This is a genomic window from Dokdonella ginsengisoli (assembly GCF_042652785.1).
Classification (GTDB): Bacteria; Pseudomonadota; Gammaproteobacteria; order Xanthomonadales; family Rhodanobacteraceae; genus Dokdonella_A; species Dokdonella_A ginsengisoli.
Genome location: NZ_JBHSHD010000001.1, coordinates 24536 through 40623, shown reverse-complemented (window position 1 = coordinate 40623; position 16088 = coordinate 24536). Strand labels below are relative to the sequence as shown.

Annotated in this window: 12 protein-coding genes and 1 pseudogene; 8 read left to right on the top strand and 5 right to left on the bottom strand. The window is 64.1% G+C overall.

Annotation, left to right across the window (positions count from 1 at the left end):
* Nucleotides 1–33: 33 nt before the first annotated feature.
* Nucleotides 34–843, top strand: a complete 810-nt coding sequence (locus tag ACFO6Q_RS00175) for a cobalamin-binding protein (RefSeq protein ID WP_380018448.1) — start codon at nucleotides 34–36, stop codon at nucleotides 841–843.
* Nucleotides 844–1081: 238 nt separating this feature from the next.
* On the opposite strand, the gene ACFO6Q_RS00170 is transcribed toward ACFO6Q_RS00175, so the two are convergent.
* The 5 genes from ACFO6Q_RS00170 to ACFO6Q_RS00150 form a co-directional block, all read right to left on the bottom strand.
* Nucleotides 1082–1483 (bottom strand): VOC family protein, encoded by a 402-nt coding sequence (locus tag ACFO6Q_RS00170; protein ID WP_380018447.1) that lies wholly within the window; start codon nucleotides 1481–1483, stop codon nucleotides 1082–1084.
* Nucleotides 1484–1494: 11 nt separating this feature from the next.
* The gene (locus ACFO6Q_RS00165; protein WP_380018446.1) at nucleotides 1495–2073 is read right to left on the bottom strand and encodes a YggT family protein; all 579 of its coding nucleotides are present in this window, start codon (nucleotides 2071–2073) and stop codon (nucleotides 1495–1497) included.
* Nucleotides 2074–2085: 12 nt separating this feature from the next.
* Nucleotides 2086–2934, bottom strand: coding sequence for a pyrroline-5-carboxylate reductase (gene proC, locus ACFO6Q_RS00160; RefSeq protein WP_380018444.1), 849 nt, complete (start codon nucleotides 2932–2934; stop codon nucleotides 2086–2088).
* 113 nt (nucleotides 2935–3047) lie between these two features.
* Nucleotides 3048–3761 carry a YggS family pyridoxal phosphate-dependent enzyme gene (locus tag ACFO6Q_RS00155; protein ID WP_380018442.1) on the bottom strand — a complete coding sequence of 238 codons (714 nt, stop codon included), beginning with the start codon at nucleotides 3759–3761 and terminating at the stop codon, nucleotides 3048–3050.
* Nucleotides 3758–5275 carry a hypothetical protein gene (locus ACFO6Q_RS00150; protein ID WP_380018441.1) on the bottom strand — a complete coding sequence of 506 codons (1518 nt, stop codon included), beginning with the start codon at nucleotides 5273–5275 and terminating at the stop codon, nucleotides 3758–3760. The genes ACFO6Q_RS00155 and ACFO6Q_RS00150 overlap by 4 nt, the downstream gene beginning before the upstream one ends.
* A 176-nt stretch (nucleotides 5276–5451) precedes the next feature.
* Here ACFO6Q_RS00150 and ACFO6Q_RS00145 point away from each other — a divergent pair, with 176 nt between their 5' ends.
* The 7 genes and pseudogenes from ACFO6Q_RS00145 (at nucleotide 5452) to ACFO6Q_RS00115 (ending at nucleotide 15986) form a co-directional block, all read left to right on the top strand.
* Nucleotides 5452–6489 (top strand): type IV pilus twitching motility protein PilT, encoded by a 1038-nt coding sequence (locus tag ACFO6Q_RS00145; protein ID WP_380018440.1) that lies wholly within the window; start codon nucleotides 5452–5454, stop codon nucleotides 6487–6489.
* 514 nt (nucleotides 6490–7003) lie between these two features.
* Nucleotides 7004–7426: pseudogene (locus tag ACFO6Q_RS00140) on the top strand (DUF6531 domain-containing protein); the annotation flags it as partial.
* A gap of 588 nt (nucleotides 7427–8014) precedes the next feature.
* The gene (locus tag ACFO6Q_RS00135) at nucleotides 8015–11509 is read left to right on the top strand and encodes an RHS repeat domain-containing protein (protein ID WP_380018480.1); all 3495 of its coding nucleotides are present in this window, start codon (nucleotides 8015–8017) and stop codon (nucleotides 11507–11509) included.
* A gap of 964 nt (nucleotides 11510–12473) precedes the next feature.
* Nucleotides 12474–12716, top strand: a complete 243-nt coding sequence (locus ACFO6Q_RS00130; protein WP_380018439.1) for a hypothetical protein — start codon at nucleotides 12474–12476, stop codon at nucleotides 12714–12716.
* A 739-nt stretch (nucleotides 12717–13455) separates the two neighbouring features.
* A complete protein-coding gene (locus ACFO6Q_RS00125) occupies nucleotides 13456–13800 on the top strand; it encodes a hypothetical protein (RefSeq protein WP_380018437.1) in 345 nt (114 codons plus the stop codon).
* A gap of 193 nt (nucleotides 13801–13993) precedes the next feature.
* The gene (locus ACFO6Q_RS00120) at nucleotides 13994–14497 is read left to right on the top strand and encodes a hypothetical protein (RefSeq protein ID WP_380018436.1); all 504 of its coding nucleotides are present in this window, start codon (nucleotides 13994–13996) and stop codon (nucleotides 14495–14497) included.
* A 217-nt stretch (nucleotides 14498–14714) separates the two neighbouring features.
* Nucleotides 14715–15986 (top strand): alpha/beta hydrolase family protein, encoded by a 1272-nt coding sequence (locus ACFO6Q_RS00115; RefSeq protein ID WP_380018434.1) that lies wholly within the window; start codon nucleotides 14715–14717, stop codon nucleotides 15984–15986.
* The last annotated feature ends 102 nt before the right edge of the window (nucleotides 15987–16088 follow it).

Below are 16088 nucleotides of genomic sequence, written 5' to 3'. Positions count from 1 at the left end.
GCTTCGAGGCGGAGCGGATGCGACAATCGCCGCATGTCCCGACCCATCGGCCCGCGCCGCATCGTCTGCCTCACCGAAGAACCGACCGAGGTGCTGTACGCGCTCGGCGAGCAGGAGCGCATCGTCGGCATCTCGGGCTTCACCGTGCGGCCGGCGCGCGCGCGCAAGGAAAAACCCAAGGTCTCGGCGTTCACCAGCGCGAAGATCGAGGCGATCCTGGCGCTCGAACCGGATTTCGTCGTCGGCTTTTCCGACATCCAGGCCGAGATCGCGCGCGATCTGGTCAAGGCGGGCGTGGAGGTGTGGATCAGCAATCATCGCAGCGTCGAGGGCATCGTCGAGTACATCCGGCGCCTCGGCGCGCTGGTCGGCGCGGCCGAGCGCGCGGACGCGTACGCGCGCCGCGCCGAGGCGCATCTGGCCGAAGTCGGGAAGGCCGCCGCCGCGCTGCCGCGGCGGCCGCGCGTCTACTTCGAGGAATGGGACGAGCCGCCGATCACCGGCATCCGCTGGGTGGCCGAGCTGGTGCGCATCGCCGGCGGCGACGACGTCTTTCCCGAGCGCGCGGAGAAGCCGCTGGCGCGCGATCGCATCCTGGCCGACGCGAGCGAGGTGGTGCGGCGCGCGCCGGAGCTGATCCTCGGCTCGTGGTGCGGCAAGAAATTCCGGCCCGACAAGGTCGCCGCGCGGCCGGGCTGGGACGCGATTCCCGCAGTGCGCGACGGCGAGCTGCACGAGATCAAGTCGCCGATCATCCTGCAGCCGGGGCCGGCGGCCTTGTTCGACGGGCTCGATGCGATCCACCGGATCGTCGCCGCGTGGGCCAGGCGGCGCTCGCCGTAAGGGCGTTCGCCGTGATGCGCGCATGCGCGAGACTCGCGCCTTCCTTCTCCCGCGCGCGGGATCGACGGTCGCCTTCCGACGGCCGGAGGGTGGCCCGGAGGGCCGGATGAGGGAAACTCGGTGTGAGGCGCCTTACGTCGAAAGCCCTCACCCGCGCCTGCGGCGCGACCTCTCCCGCAAGCGGGAGAGGTAAGCATTTGCCAGCCTGCGCATGCGCGGAGTTCGAGCCTGGCGTGTTCTATTCGGCGGGACCGGCGAACAGGATCAGGTTGCCGTCGGGATCGAGCACGATGAAGGTGCGCGCGCCCCAGGGTTCGGTTCGCAGCGTCTGGTGGAAGCGCGCGCCGGCGTCGCGGTAGTCGAGGAACAGCTGCTCGATCTCCGACGCCGTCTCGACCGTGATCGATGCCGACAGCAGATCCTCGCGTGCGCGGACGCCGTCGATGAACACCGGCTGGTGCACCTGCCGCAGCGCGAGCTTGGCGCGGTCACGGCCGACCTGGGCGTAGAACGGCGGGTCGCCGTAGGCGAAATCGAGCGCGAAACCGAGCGTGCCGACGAAGAAGTCGCACGACGCGCGCACGTCGGCGACGAACAGCTGTGCGGCGACCGAGCTGAGCGTGACCTCGACGGGATTCATCGCGATGGTCCTCAGGCGCCTTGCGACAGACGCAGGCCGAAATCCAGCACCGGCCCGACCAGCAGCACGCGCGCGAGCAGGATCACCAGCATCGCCACCATCGGCGAGAGGTCGATGCCGGAGATCGCCGGCAGGCGCCGGCGGATCGGCCGCAGCACCGGATCGGCGAGCTGGTACACCAGCGGCACGACCGGATTGGCGCGGTCGACGTTGACGAAGCTGAGCAGCACGCGCACCAGGATCAGGCCGAAGTACAGCATCAGCACGAAGTCGAGCAGATCGGCCAGCGCGATCAGCGGCAGCCCGGCCAGGCCGAGATGGCGGCCGTCGAGCGCGTACAGCAGATACAGCTTGATCGCGCTGAGCAGCCAGGCCAGCAGCACGCCGGCGAGGTCGAGGTTGCGCCAGGCCGGAATCAGCTTGCGCATCGGCATCAGCACCGGATTGGTCACCTTGTACAGGAACTGGCAGACCGGGTTGTAGAAGTTCGCGCGCACGATCTGCAGCAGTACGCGCAGCACGATCAGCGAAATCAGGATGACGAAGGCGAAGTTGACGAGGATCTGACCGGCGCTGGCGAAATAACCCATCGTTTCTCTTCCTCAGGACTGGGACGCCGAGAGCTCGCGCCCCCGTGCGGTCGCCGCGGCGACCGCGTTCGCAACGAGTTCGCGCAGGCCGCCGGCGGCGAATGCATCGAGCGCGGCGGCGGTGGTGCCGTTGGGCGAGGTGACGCGCTCGCGCAGGATCGACGGCGCCTCGCCGCTCTCCACCAGCATGCGGCCGGCGCCGAGGCAGGTCTGCGTCGCCAGCGCACGGGCGGTCTCGCGCGACAGGCCCTGCGCCACCGCGGCGTCCTCGAGTGCTTCGACCAGCAGGAAGAAATACGCCGGCCCCGAACCCGACAGCGCGGTCACCGCGTCCATCAGTTCCTCGCGCTCGATCCAGGCGGTGCGCCCGGCGGCGGCGAGGATCGCCTCGGCCTGTGCGCGCCGCGTCGCGTCGGCGGTGGCATTGGCGATCAGCCCGGTCGCGCCGGCGCCGATCAGCGCCGGCGTGTTCGGCATGCTGCGCACGATCGGCAGCTCCACGCCGAGCCACTCGCGCAGCTGCGCGATGCGCACGCCGGCGGCGATCGAGATGACCAGCGGGCGCGTGTCCGCGACGAGCGGCGCCAGCGACCGGCAGACGTCCTTGAGGACCTGCGGCTTGACCGCGAGCACGAGCACGTCGGCGTTCGCCGCGGCGGTGTCCGCGCGTTCGTGCGCGGTCACGCCGAAGTCGTTTGCCAGCGCTTCGCGCAGGGCGGCGTTGGGTTCGGCCACGGCGATCGAGGCCGCCTCCGTGCCGCCGCGCACCAGCGCGCCGATCAGGCTGCGTGCCATGTTGCCGCCGCCGACGAAGACGATCCGGCGGGAGCCGGAGAGAGGGGATTCCGGATTCGAGGGCATCGGTCCGTCAGGTTCGATATCGTCCGGCTAGCATAGCAAGCCGGATTGCGGCGCATGCATCCGGGGCCCTCCCGCCGCACAGGGAGGAGAAGCGACAGGGCTGCGCCGTTCTCTTACCCCGGCCCGCCCGTGCCAGCGGAAACACGACGAGCCCCGAACAGCGCCGTGCCGATGCGCACCATCGTCGCGCCGTGCGCGATCGCCGGCTCGAAATCGTCGCTCATGCCCATCGACAGGGTGTCGACGCCCTCGTGCTCCGTGCGCAGCGCGTCGAACAGCGCGCGCATGCGGTCGAAGGCGGCGCGGCGATGCGCCGGGTCCGGCGAGGGCTCGGGAATGGCCATCAGTCCGCGCAGGCGCAGTCCCGGCGCGGCAGCGACGCGGCGGGCGAGTGCGTCGACCGCGTCCGGTGCGCAGCCGGACTTGCTCGCCTCGCCGTCGACGTTGACCTGGATCAGCACGTTCAGCGGCATCGCCGCGGCGGCGCGATGGCGCGACAGCGCATCGACCAGCTTGTCGCGGTCCAGACTCTGCACCCAGTGGAAATGCTGCGCGGCCTCGCGCGCCTTGTTCGATTGCAACGGCCCGATCAGATGCCACTCGATCGCGTCCGCGGCGACGCCAAGCGCCGCCAGCTCGCGCTGCTTGGCGAGGGCCTCCTGCACGTAGTTCTCGCCGAACGCGCGCTGGCCGAGTTCGTGCAGCGCGCGGATCGCCGCGGCGGGCTGCGTCTTCGACACGGCGAGCAGACGCACCTCGCCCGGCCGTCCGGCGGCGCGCGCGGCGGCGTCGATGCGGTCGAGTACCGGTTGCAGCAGCGACGTCACGGCGGCGCGTCCTCGGCGAGCTTCTCGTCCCAGCGGTGGCGGCGCAGGAACTCTGCGGAATACACGTTGAGGCCGCCGCGCTTGAGCACGTCGATGACCGAATGGCGCCGCTGCGGCGGCCAGCTGCAGATCTCGATGCGGTTGAGCGGGCACGCGTTCGGCTCGTCCGGGCCCTGGCGGCCGAGCGCGAGGATCTGCCGCCCGATCTGCAGCTCGTACCAGCGCAGGTGGCCCATTTCCTGGTAGCGCACGCAGTACATGAAGAACAGCGCCAGGCCGGTCAGCACGCCGACTGCGCCGGCGAGGAAGGCGGTCGGCGGCGCACGCAGGCCCGCCGGCGCGTCCGCGGCGCGCGCGCGGCCGACCAGGAACGCCCACATCAGCAGCATCGCCACCACCTGCAGCGCGTAGAACGCCAGGTAGCGCGGCTGCGTCAGGTAGTCGAAGCCTTCCTTCGGCACGCGCGCCCAGACGATGCCGGCGAGCGTGGCGTAGAAGAACAGCATCAGCCCGGCGGCGAGGAACGGCAGCCGTTCCTGGCGATGTGCGGCACAGCGCCGCCAGAACCAGACGTGGCCGAGGATCACCAGCAGTGCGCACGGAACCGCGACCGGCCAGACCCAGCGCGGACCGAATTCGGCGTGCACGCGGCTGGTGGAGATCAGCGCGTCGCCGGCCGGGATCACCAGCAGCTTCCAGGCGTCGCCGATCCGCCCGAACAGGCCGGCGAACTGCCCGGCCGCGCTGATCGGCGAGCCGGCCGCGCCGGGCATCAGCAGGCCGTAGGCGATGCGATAGAGCACCACGCCGCCGGCGATCGCGGCGAGGCGGCCGGCCGCCGCCGCGTAGCGCCGGTCGCGCAGCGCGGCGAAGGCGACCAGCGCACAGCCCGCCGCCGCGGCGAGCACGCCGGAGGTGTCGAGCAGGGTGCAGCAGGCGAGGGTGGCGGCGAACATCGGCCAGCGCCGGTCGCGCGCCATCGCGCCCTGCAGCACGAGGAAATACAGCGAGATGCCGAGCAGGTACACGAACACCAGGGTGGCCAGCGGCCAGGTGAACAGGTCGCGGTTGTTGAACGAGAACACCGTGACCGCCAGGCCGATCAGCACCAGCTCGCGCGTCGCCAGCGTGTTCGGCTTGCCGCGCAGCTCGCGCGCGACCAGGGTCGCCAGCAGCCCGAAGAAGGCGATGCCGAACAGCGCGCCGACCAGGCCCTCGAAGGTGAAGTCCATGTCGAACCAGGCCAGGTTCGCCAGCAGCACCAGCCGGTGCACGGGCTGCGCGTGATCGAAACCGCCGCGTTTGTTGAAGAAGTCGGCCACGCCGAGCTGGCCGTCGACGTAGTGGCGCACGAAGGTGTCGGTGAACCACCAGCCGTCCGCGAACACGGTGGGCACCGCGGCGCGCACGACGTAGGCGAGCGTGCACAGGACGACGAAGGCGACGAACGCGCGCGAGGCGACGACGAGGGCAGCACGCGCCCAGCGGGATCGCTCGAGATTCAGGACCGGCATGGACGGACGGGCAGGGATCGGCAGGGGTCGTCCGGCTCGGACGGGCGCGAGTTTGCCACATCGGCGGCGAGCACCGGTGTCGTTCCGCGCGGCTTCGCAGATTGCCGCGATGCGGATTACATATACTCGGCCGCGGCGGCAGGGGCCGCGACCTAACCATCTATCCGGGGGAACGCATGGACATCGCCGAGCTGCTGGCGTTTTCGGTCAAGAACAAGGCGTCGGACCTGCACCTTTCCGCAGGCCTGCCGCCGATGATCCGCGTCGACGGCGACATCCGCCGCATCAACATCCCGGCGCTGGACCACAAGCAGATCCACTCGCTGATCTACGACATCATGTCGGACAAGCAGCGCCGCGACTACGAGGAATTCCTCGAGGTCGACTTCTCCTTCGAGATCCCCAGCCTGGCGCGCTTCCGCGTCAACGCGTTCAACCAGAACCGCGGCTCGGGCGCGGTGTTCCGCACGATTCCGTCGGAGGTCCTCACGCTCGAGGATCTCGGCGCGCCGCGCATCTTCAAGGAACTGATCTCGCAGCCGCAGGGCCTGATCCTCGTCACCGGGCCGACCGGCTCGGGCAAGTCGACCACGCTGGCGGCGATGGTCGACCACGTCAACAAGAACGAGTACGCGCACATCCTCTCGGTCGAGGACCCGATCGAATTCGTGCACACCTCGCAGAAGTGCCTGATCAACCAGCGCGAGGTGCACCGCGACACGCACGGCTTCAACGAGGCGCTGCGCTCGGCCCTGCGCGAGGACCCGGACTACATCCTGGTCGGCGAGTTGCGCGATCTGGAGACGATCCGCCTGGCCCTGACCGCCGCCGAGACCGGCCACCTCGTCTTCGCCACGCTGCACACCAGCTCGGCCGCCAAGACCATCGACCGCATCATCGACGTGTTCCCCGCCGGCGAGAAGCCGATGGTACGCTCGATGCTGTCCGAATCGCTGCGCGCGGTGATCTCGCAGAGCCTGCTGAAGAAGGTCGGCGGCGGCCGCATCGCCGCGCACGAGATCATGGTCGGCATCCCCGCCATCCGGAACCTGATCCGCGAGGACAAGGTCGCGCAGATGTACTCCGCCATCCAGACCGGCAGTCAGCACGGCATGCAGACGCTGGATCAGTGTCTGCAGGATCTGGTGAAGCGCGGGTTGGTGACGCGGCAGCAGGCGGGGCAGTATGCGAAGAACAAGGAGATCTTTAAGTAGCTCCGGGAAGGGACATTACTGGCGTTGACGTATCGAATTTTTTAGGAGAGCGATCTTGAATATTGGTTCGATACGCGAATCGGGGAAGTTTTCCATTAATCCAGGGCCGGGATTGGATGGGTTCTTATATAGCGCAGAAAATAGCATCGTCCATGCATCAATATTATTGTTGATATTTTTCTTCTTATGTCTTGGGGGTGTCCAGGCTCAAGAGATCTATTGCGACGACTCGCCGCCGCCCGCAGAGCCGGCTGCGTGCCCTTTGTTGGCGGGGCTGAGGGGCGAATGTGTAAGCCCTGTCACTGAGCCTTGGTATTGGTATGCGGTAAGTTGGAATTGGACAAGCGCCTTTGAGTGCGATCATCCCGCCTCTGGAGCGGGAGGGTTATGTGGTTCTGAAGATATAGCTTGGCAGGTTTGGCGCTCTCATATCACTAGGCCGGTATGTCAAGAGCCGTCAAGGAAATATATTTGCACCAGGGTACAGAGGTCTCTTGGGCTTGAATCGAATAAGATGCATAAATATGATATGGAGATTGGATATGGAAGCTCTGCAGAATGTCCAATTTCCACGGAGTGGGACGCTCATTCTGTTCAAGTGCGCACGGTGGTTTGTCCTGCGGGATATGCCGCAGCCAGTGCAACTGGACCTTGTTATCGTATAAAGCCAGAAGCCTGTCCGGCTGGAAATCCGATTCAATGCGCAGGTGGTCAAAAAATACAAATTGAGACGGACATTCCCTTCGGTGATTCTTCGTCTTCGGGATTCATTCGATACTATTCGAGTTCTGGTTTCTATTCCTCGCCGGGCGTGGAGCGTCCACATGAAGTGCTTGGCGAACATTGGCGGCATTCCTGGCAGAGCTCCATTGTCGTGGAACCCGCCTTGGCTGTGGGACAGGACACCTACGCCTACGTCGTGCGCCCGGATGGAGACTATCGCCACTTTCGGTTGAGCGGTGGCACCTGGGTCGGTCGAACGGACAAGTCGGAATCCTTGCAGGAGGTCGTATCGGGTGGGCTTCGCACCGGCTGGGTTTACGTTGCTGGTGATGACTCAATTTACCGATATGATGCCGATGGCGTATGGCTCTCGTTGGAGCGCCACGGGCAAGTCACTGCGCTGACGTATAGTATCGCCACGACCCCTCCTGCCATTGCCCCCAAGCCGGGTCTTCTGATTCGCGTTACCGACGCGAAAGGCCGATCAATCAGTTTTCGGTATGATGCAGATGCCTATTTGAGCGAAGTGGTCGATTCGGCAGGGGAGGAGATTGGTTACCGATACCTCATGCACGAGGTGGCCGGCTTTCCATCTACCAATACAGGTCTGCTTCAATTTGTGGATCGTCCTGATGGATCGAGTAGAGAGTATCTCTACGACGAACCTGACCATGTTCAGGAGAACATCACATATTCGAGTTTGTTGACCGGAATTCTAGACGAGAATGGTCAGCGCTATGGCACATACAAATATGACCTGGGAGGTCGTGCCTATCAGGAGTATCACGGCACTGGCGCCGGATTGCTAAGTCTGACGTACAGCGGTACCTATACCACTACGACTAGCTCCACCATCCTCGTCACCCCCGCCGGACAGGTCGAACGCCGCCGCTTCGTCGCCAAGAACGGCATCCTGCGCGACGCAGGCACCGACCGCTGTGCCACCGCGAACTGCTCCTCGATCACCCGCAGCTCCACCATCACCTACGACGCCAACGGCAATCGCGATCTGGTGACCGACTTCAACGGCGTGACGACGGACTACGGCTACGACACGCGCGGCCAGGAGACCTCGCGCATCGAAGCTGCCAACACCTCCGGCGCCAGCTCCCCCAAGCGCACCATCGAGACCCAATGGCACGCGAACTTCCGCGTCCCCGTCTCGCGCACGACGAAGAACGCCAGCGGCACCCTCGAAGCCAGGACCACCTGGACCTACAACACCCGCGGCCAGGCCACGGCGCGCTGCGAGATCGACCCGGCCGACGCCACCGCGATGGCCTATGCCTGCAGCGCGACCTCCGCGCCGCCCGCCGCGGCGAAGGTGCGCCGCACGGTGACGACGTACTGCGAGCCGGCCGACGTCACCGCCGGTACCTGTCCCCTGGTCGGCCTGGTGACCTCGGTCAACGGTGCGCGCCCGGCCGGCGACGCCGGCATGGCGGCCGGGCAGGACGATCGCACGACCTACACCTATTACCCGTCCGACGACGCCAGCTGCGCGTCGAACGGTGCCTGCCCGCACCGCAAGGGCGACCTGTGGAAGCTGACCAACGCGCTCGGCCAGGTCACCACGTATGTCACCTACGACAAGAACGGTCGCGTCACGCGCACGCAGGACGCCAACGGCACCGTCACCGACTTCGTCTACCACGTGCGCGGCTGGCTGACCGACCGCATCGTGCGCGCAGGCGCCACCGGCACGCCGGGCGCAGGCGATGCGGCCACGCACATCGACTACGACGCGGTCGGCAACGTCAAGAAGGTGATCCAGCCCGACGGCGCGTTCCTCGCCTACACCTACGACGACGCGCACCGGCTCATCCGGATCGCCGACAACCTGAGCAACACGATCGACTACTGCCCCGGCGGTGCCGGCAGCGCGCAATGCCTGGACGCGGCCGGCAACCGCCGCGTGGAGCAGGTGAAGGATCCGTCCGGCGCGATCAAGCGCGCCCTCAGTCGCAGCTACAACCAGCTCAGCCAGCTGGTGCGCCTGAACAACGCGGCCGGCAGCGCCGTCGAGCAGTCGCAAGGGCTGTCGGAGACCGGCGTCGCCGACGGCTACGACGGCAACGGCAATCGCGTGCGGGTGCAGGACGGGCTCGGCATCGCCACCCGGCAGCGCTACGACGGCCTGAACCGGCTGATGGAGACGCTGCAGAACGACAACGGTAGCGACCCGGCCACCACGAACGCCAGCACCGGCTACGTCTACGACACGCGCGACAACCTGCGCCAGGTCACCGATCCGGACGGCCTCAACACCGTCTACGACTACGACGGCCTCAACAACCTGACCGGCCTGCACAGCCCGGACACCGGCGACAGCAGCTACACGTATGACCTGGCCGGCAACCGCCGCACGCAGACCGATGCGCGCGGCGTCACCAGCAGCTACGCCTACGACGCGCTGAACCGGCTGACCGGCGTCGGCTATCCGACCGCCAGCCTCAACGTCGGCTACGCCTACGACCAGTCGAACGCGGTCACCGGCTGCGCGACCTCGTACCCGCTCGGCCGCCTGACCACGATGAGCGACGCCTCTGGCAGCACGACGTACTGCTACGACCGCCGCGGCAACGTCACGCGCAAGAAGCAGGTCACCGGCGGCACCACGCTCACCACCGACTACGCCTACACCGTCGCCGACCGCCTCGCCTCGATCACCTACCCGAGCGGCGCGATCGTCGCCTACGCCCGCGACACGCTCGGCCGAGTGACGGCGGTGACCTGGAAGGCCAACGCCGGCGCGGCGGCGACCCCAATCGTGAGCAACGCGAGCTACTACCCGTTCGGCCCGCTCAACGTGCTGACCTACGGCAACGGCCGCACCCTGAGCAAGGGCTACGACCAGGACTACGCGATCGACTACGTGCTCAGTTCCGTCGCCGGCGGACTGGCGCTGAACCTCGACGTGGACGTGATGGGCAATATCGTCAGCGCGGTGAAGCCCGGCGACCTCAGCCGCGGCCCGACGCCGATCCCGACCCTGTACGCCTACGACCCGCTGTACCGGCTGAAGGACGTGCAGCAGCCCCTGACCACCGGCACGCTCGAGTCCTACACCTACAACAAGACCGGCGACCGGCTCAGTGCCCAGCTCGACGGCGGCGCGGTCACGTCGTACGCCTACGCCGCCGGCTCGCACCGGCTGGCCAGCGTCGGCGGCGTGGCGCGCACCTACGACGCCAATGGCAATACGCAGACGGGAACCGCGCCGAGCCTGAGCCTCGGCTACGACGCGCGCAACCGTCTCAATAGCGCGACCAAAGGCGGCCTGGTCGCCACCTACGTGCACAACGGACGCGGCGAGCGGGTCTCCAAGGGGGTGAGCTCCGGCGGCCTGGGTTCGCCGCCGACGCTCTACAGCTACGACGAGAGCGGGCGACTGCTGAGCGAGTACGGCGGCACCGGCGTGGCCCAGGCCGAGTACGTCTACCTCGACGGCGCGCCGATCGCGGTGGTCAAGAGCGGCAGCCTGTCCTACATCGAGACCGACCACCTCGGCACCCCGCGCGTGGTGGCCGACCCGGCCACCAACGCCGCCCGCTGGGCGTGGAACTTCTTCGGCGACACGTTCGGGGCGGAGGCGCCGGATCCGAGTCCGGGCGGCGCGGCGGCGTATACGCTGAATCTGAGGTTTCCGGGGCAGTATTACGATGCGGAGACCAAGCTCAACTACAACTACTTTCGGAGCTACGATCCTGCGACCGGACGGTATGTCGAGAGCGATCCGATTGGCTTATCTGGAGGGGCGTCTATTTATTCTTATGTCTCCGCGGCACCCATGATAATGGTGGATATTTGGGGTTTAGTGGAAGATAGTCCCTCCAATCGAGCTATTCGTGAAGAGATAGATAAGATAGCTAATGGCTATGAGGGCAGTACTGCATGGAGTCTAATGGGGAAGAAGGATGATTTCGGAAGCGGAGTAAATAAATGCAATAAGTTCGTCGCGGATGTTACGGACGAAGCTGGGGCCCCGCTTGTAGTGAAAATAGGGAAGGGAAAAGGATGGGGAAGGCCCCCTACCGCCGCCGAAATTGCTAACATAAATGCGGTTATACCGAATTGGCGGCCGTTGAAGCCTGGAGAGAAGCCGCTGCCCGGTGATATTGCTGCTTATAAAATACCAGGCGGGGGCGTCGGCGGAACAGGGCATACTGGTATTATTACTTCCTGCGAATGTGAGGGCGGAATCTCAAATCAAAGTGCTCATCAGAATTCAATTGGCCCAGTTCCCGGACAGTTTGATCTTCCAGATGTTGTAATAAGAAGATATACGGGGGATTGAGTATGAAATATATTTTCTTGATAGCTCTTGTAGTGCTTCATTGCGGGTTCGCAATGCGTAATTCATTTGCGTCTCCTGAAGAAACTGTTGGGATGACTATCGATTTGGATGAAGCCGGTAGCACAAGATTCAGGATCGACGGTACTTATTGCAAGTTGGATCAGGTATATAAATTGGCATCCTTGCAGAACTCAAAATATGGGGAAAATGTCGAGTACCATGTGATGTTTATGGATGAAATTCCATTTCTGCAAGTTATTAATGCAAAGAAGACATTGCAATCTATTGGGTTTAGGAAGGTAAGATTTTTTGTATTTTCTTCTGATAGGCGTTATATGACGGAGATCGAGTTCGATAAAATTTATCCATATCATAATGGATTCTCTAAGAATTAAAGGGGCGAATATCCATGGTTCCGCGTCAGGCACATAGGAAAATAGCTCTGGCTCTGGTGTATGCGAGGCGGGAAGGTGCATGATCTGTTGCAGCGACAAATAAAAAAATGAGCGGGACGGCGAAGGCTGGCCTTCTTCTGTTGACTGGGTCTATCTTGGCTATTATCGATAGGGCCTCCAGAGAAAAAATTCTGTTTAATGCTGAGTGGCCGAATTTCTTCTTCACAACAAATTTAACCGTATTTATATATTTAGCATCTGCCGTTACTGGGCTTGCAATGATCGTATATGGTCTCTTAAAAAGAAGGGATGGAGATTAGGCGCAACTTTATATCGGGCCGGAGTGTCTTCTGGGTTCGAGAGCGATGTGCCAGGCGCACGATCGCGCAACAGGCGAGGTCGTGACAAAGAGGCTCGCTATGGTCGTCTCAGCCTAGCGCCGTGCTCGGCGAGTCAAGGCCAGGCCCTTCGGGCGCGCTTCGCGCGGCCTTGACCCGCCTGCGCGCGGCGCTCCGGGTCTCCCGCCCACAGCGACCCATTCCGGGCCGCGGGCGAATCGGAGAACGGTCATGAATAACTTGCTCGATAAAGCTCAGCGCGACAAACCCGACGAACGCACTCTGCAGATCGCCAACCTGCGCTACGCGCTGCGATGCCACATCCCTGCGATGAAGCGTCACGTCTACATCCGTACCGGCTACGGCGCGGTTGATTTTTACGGCACGCAGGCGCGCAAGGTCACCGCCTTGTGCGAGGAGTTGCTGCAGAAGCAGTTGCAACGCCTGGAGCGCAAAGGCAGTACGCGCCGCTGACGCGTCGCGCCGGGCGGCTTCGCGCCGCCCGGCGTCTTCCTCGTTGGGCAACCTGGAATAGGGGCAGTGTGCCTTCCGGGCTCAAGGGAGGCGTGGCGGTCGCGCGTGCGCAACGCTCGAGTTGCGGCGACCCGCGAGCTTGAGGCGGGGTAGGCGGGCCGTGGGGTAAGCTTCGCGGAGGTTCTGTCCGGGGAAATCGCGGTATGCCACGCTTCGACGTCAGAGCGATCCGAAAATCTTTTACAAAAAAGCATCCTGGCCCCGTTTGCACGCAATGAAACTCTATCCGACAGCAATGGTTGTGATTTCTTTGTTGAATATCTCTGCGCAGGTATGTGGCGCGGAAACGAAGGATCGTGTCACGCCGCCGCCTTCCAAGTTTGATTTCCAGACTAAGCCGTTTGATCACTGCAGAGCTTTGCCTGAAGAGGGAATAATCTTGACTCCGCGAGAGTCGTGCCTTATCGATAAATTAAGCGGGCGTTGCGATATGGCTGACGACTGCCTGGTATCTTGTATTTACAGTGGTCGGGGGAGGGAAGTCGGAGGTGGTTGCTGGCACGTTTGTTTTGACGTCAAGAATGATCTTTCCAAATGGAGGCCGCCTGAAGGAATGGATAATTGCATCCGTGAATAATGGTGTTGCCTGTGCCATTTATAGATCGCACTCTACCAACTGCCGTAGGTAAGCTTGATGTAGCCCTGCGAAGGAAAATAGCTGCAGGGCTGATGACGATCCGTGGCCTATAGGGTGGTGCTGGAAATGACAACAATTGTCCGTTGGCTGCTGGTAGCAGATTTTTGCAGTGGCCCGAAAGGGTCTGGCTCTGTTCGCGAGGAAGTTTTTGCGGAAGGACAGGTTTCACCATACGACCCTTCGGTAATCGAGTCTATTGTTTTTGATGCTCTTGGTCAGGTGCGAAGGCGCATGAGCGGCCAGCCTAAAGAAAAAATGCCGGTCGCAATGCAGTTAAGTCTTAGGCCGATATTGTCGGGAGAGAGCCGGCCTTCATTTGGGTTGTCAGTTGAAGCTCTTTGTGCGCTCGCAAGTATGAGTGTTTCTATTGATTTTGATCCATACTAACGCCCCGGAAACAGGGGGCAGATTACCTTCCGAATTCGAGGGCGACGGCCTGCCACGCGCATGTTCACGCTGCGGGCGAGGCTGTAACAAAGAGGTTCGCGGTGGTCGTCACAGCCTAGCGCTATGCTCGGCGCCTCAATTTGAACATTTTCTTTTTTTTTATTCACTCTGATCATGTTTATAGAAATCGGCTGTGCAGCAGCATGTGCGGATAACTCCGGTCTCTATTGGGCAAGTGTTCCTTGGTATTACGTGGCGGGGATTCCAGGGTCGCACTATTGAGGCAGAGGTGAATATGCGAAAAGATATTGTTTTATTAGGCTTCGGTTTATTGTTTGCAACAGTCGATGTGGGTGCCTTCCAGCTTTCCGCTGAGTTTCGGCCGGTCGAAGATCGCTTGCGGAAGGATGAGAAATCTGAGCCCATAGTTGCTCAGGTCGCCCGCTGTTCCGAAGCGCGGAGAGAGCTTCAGATCACAGGCGAAACGTTTCCGATGACGTATCCCGATGGTCTTTTTGTTGTTTGTGATACGTCCGCTTCCGAGAATGCAGCTGACGCGACGGTTTTGCGCTATCTTTTTAGCGATTCAAAAAAAGAAGTTCTAGTGGCAGGTGCAGTCAACGTTAAGTTGTCCAAGGCGTTTGACGGCTGGAAGATTCATTCCTGGAAAAAATCTTTCTTTGAGTACGCTCCATAGTGCTTCCACGCGGCAGTCGCTTTTGTGATCGAAGCGTGACGTGCTCGAGCAACGATTTCACCTTCGCATGTACGGCCTTGATGCGGCTCGGGCAGTCGGTTGGTGAGATTGCTGCGCCTCCCCAAGGCGGATGCATGCAGGGGTGACCCGTCCCGCGTCACTTCATCTTGCCCTTCGACTCCTCTAAGGTCCGAGGTTCCCTCCTCGGACCTCGCCAATGACCCCATTCCTCCTCGCCCTCAGCCTCTCGATGTCGGCGCTCTCAGCGCCCGCCGCGGCACAGTGCCTGCGCGGCGCCTACACCTCCGGCAAGGGCGACTTCGTGGTCGTGTCGACGCCGGCGGAGGGGACGGGCGGCAAGGCGCGCTATCTGTTTCTCGACGGCCGTCGCGGTGCGGTCGACGACGCGGGTTCGCCGGTGCGCTGCGCGGGCGAGGCGGTGAGCGTGCGCGGGGCGGAGGGGCGCGAGGGGACGTGGCCGCGGCTGGCGTTGCGCGAGACGCGCACGACGTTCTCCAGCGACGCGACGACGTTGGCGGGCGTGCTGATCGAGCCGGTCGCCGCGGCCGGTGCTTCCGCGCCGCTGGTGGTGATGGTGCACGGCTCGGAGCGGCGCGCGGCGATCGGCAGCGTCTACGCCTACGCGATGGCCGCGCAGGGCATCGCCACCTTCGTCTACGACAAGCGCGGCACCGGCGAGTCGGAGGGCGAGTACACGCAGAATTTCGAGCTGCTGGCCGACGATGCCGCGGCGGCCCTGGCCGAGGGGCGGCGCCTGGCGGCGGGGCGGGTCGGCCGCGCCGGCTACTACGGCGGCAGCCAGGGCGGATGGGTCGCGCCGCTGGCGGCGACGCGTTCGGCGGCGGATTTCGTCGCGGTGGGCTTCGGCCTGGTGGCCTCGCCGATCGAGGAGGACCGCGACCAGATGCTCGGCGAGGCGGCCGAGGCGGGGCTGGACGAAGCCGCCGTCGCGGCGATCGGCAAGCTGTCGAAGGCGACCGCGCGGCTGGTTTCCTCGCATTTCACGAGCGGGTTCGAGGACCTCGAACGCCTGCGGCGCGAACTGGCCGGCCAGCCGTGGCTGTCGAAGATCCACGGCGAGTACAGCGGCGACATGCTGCGCATGAGCGACGCCGACCTGCGCCGCATCGGGCGCGCGCGTTTCGACAACCTGGAGCTGATCTGGGACTACGACGCGACCGCCGTGCTGCGGCGGCTGAAGGCTCCGCTGCTGTGGGTGCTCGCCGGCGAGGACCGCGAGGCGCCGATCGCGCAGACCGGCGCCGCGCTGAAGCAGCTGGTCGCGGCGGGGCGGCCGGTCGAGGTCTACGTGTTTCCCGACACCGACCACGGCATGATGGAGTTCACGACGAACCCCGACGGTTCGCGCACCATCACGCGCGTCACCGACGGGTACCTGCGCCTGCTCGCCGACTGGATCAAGCGCGACCTGCATCCGCCGTACGGGCGCGGCCGCAAGATGGATTGACCGCAACTGCGGGAACGCCGCGCCGGCCCTGCCGGCGCGCGATGTGACGAGGCCGCTACAATCGCCGCGCAAGTGGACGGCGCGCCGACGCGCCGAAGCGTT

Coding starts and splice junctions, on each gene's coding strand:
- ACFO6Q_RS00175 (WP_380018448.1), top strand. CDS start 34: ATGTCCCGACCCATCGGCCCGCGCCGCATCGTCTGCCTCACCGAAGAA.
- ACFO6Q_RS00170 (WP_380018447.1), bottom strand. CDS start 1,483: ATGAATCCCGTCGAGGTCACGCTCAGCTCGGTCGCCGCACAGCTGTTC.
- ACFO6Q_RS00165 (WP_380018446.1), bottom strand. CDS start 2,073: ATGGGTTATTTCGCCAGCGCCGGTCAGATCCTCGTCAACTTCGCCTTC.
- proC (WP_380018444.1), bottom strand. CDS start 2,934: ATGCCCTCGAATCCGGAATCCCCTCTCTCCGGCTCCCGCCGGATCGTC.
- ACFO6Q_RS00150 (WP_380018441.1), bottom strand. CDS start 5,275: ATGCCGGTCCTGAATCTCGAGCGATCCCGCTGGGCGCGTGCTGCCCTC.
- ACFO6Q_RS00145 (WP_380018440.1), top strand. CDS start 5,452: ATGGACATCGCCGAGCTGCTGGCGTTTTCGGTCAAGAACAAGGCGTCG.
- ACFO6Q_RS00130 (WP_380018439.1), top strand. CDS start 12,474: ATGAATAACTTGCTCGATAAAGCTCAGCGCGACAAACCCGACGAACGC.
- ACFO6Q_RS00115 (WP_380018434.1), top strand. CDS start 14,715: ATGACCCCATTCCTCCTCGCCCTCAGCCTCTCGATGTCGGCGCTCTCA.